Raw genomic sequence first — 1,429 nt, forward strand, 5'->3', positions numbered from 1 at the left:
TAATGCCGTTCACTTAAGGTGAGCGGCATTGTTTTTTCTAGGGTATCGGCTTGGTTTTTTCTTAACGACTCTAGGGAAGGATCTTTCTCGTCTAGGTTCTAGTATTAAACTCTCACTCATTGAGTAGAAGTTTTGGAGTTGCCTCGGGATTGCTCCTGGTGACGAGTATGGAAGTCCCACTATCAGGCGCATGATGTGAGCTAATGCCCCATTGAAGCTAAGTTGATATGGCAAGTAATCTCCTTTCAACGTATTACACATCTGCACCATTTGATACCTGATTAAGTTATAGGTCAGTAGTATTCCCCAGAGCTCTTGCTTCACTAATTCAGGGAGTCGACTTCGAAGCGTGAGTCGGTTACCAAGCATGTACTGTTTTTGCTCACGGTATCCGAGTTCAATTTCCCAACGATACCCATATAAGCCCACGATATCTGACTTTGGGTAGAGCATAGGATCAAGCATTGAGGTGAGAACATCGTATTGCTTACCATCTTTGACTCTCGTGATTAAACGTACAACAACTTCTTGTTCTAGCTCTGGCCATTTCTTACGCGCTTGCGGATTACTCTTCAGTTTGATCAGTTTATCTTGTCGGCCAAGCGACTGGACGACTTCGTAAGTGAGTCCTTTTTTCATCGGGATAAGCCAATGTCGATTTATTCCTTGTGAGCTCCACGCTTGAAGTAGGCCAAGGGAGTAAAAGCCTTTGTCGAAAAGGGTTAAGCTATTATCAGGTGTCGTCTCTATAAGTTGCTCTGCTAACTTCATTTCATTGACGCTATAACAGCCAAAGGCACTGCCTGTGATTAAATGGCTGCTCAACTCCATCTGACATACCATGCGTACTTGTGGGTACTGTGTTTCTTTACCGTCACGATTGGTAGGCTTTGCAAACGTTTCTGCGTTCTCTTTCGAGTCCTCAGTGCGCCACAAAACACCATCAACGCCAAGAAGAGTGAGTTCGTTCCAGTTTGGTAAATTAGCCTGCTTAAACCAATGACTTTGCGTACACTCAAAAAGAGCTTTAGCTGCTGATTCACCGAGATTTTTTCTTCGTTGCGTTAATGCACTTGGAGCGACAAATGGTTTACCTGAGCGATCAACAATATCGAGCATATTTACAATATCAGCCATGGATTTATCGTTATATATAGCCATTCCAACTAACAACCACGCCATAGATTCTAAAGTCAGTTTTCGCTTTCGAAGGGTGACGGTATCAGTCAGTTCGTAAGCATCATTAATTAGCTCTATAGGTAGGAGGTCTGCGAGAGTTTCGACTTGATTCGGTTTGTAGTTATTGATGATGTCGAGGGCTTGAGAAACGTGCATAAAAAAATCCGATAAACAGGGTCTATCGGATTGTTACATGTTGGTAGGATCATTCAACTGATCTGCCGATTAAAGTCTTAACTGATCGGCATTA

The 1,429-nt window shown here is 43.0% G+C and carries 1 protein-coding gene; it reads right to left on the bottom strand.

Annotated features, from left to right (window positions below):
• Nucleotides 1–9: 9 nt before the first annotated feature.
• Nucleotides 10–1,335, bottom strand: coding sequence for an IS4 family transposase (locus R8N49_RS24630; protein ID WP_213916580.1), 1,326 nt, complete (start codon nucleotides 1,333–1,335; stop codon nucleotides 10–12).
• Nucleotides 1,336–1,429: the final 94 nt, after the last annotated feature.

It is taken from the genome of Vibrio sp. 1978 (genome assembly GCF_033344345.1).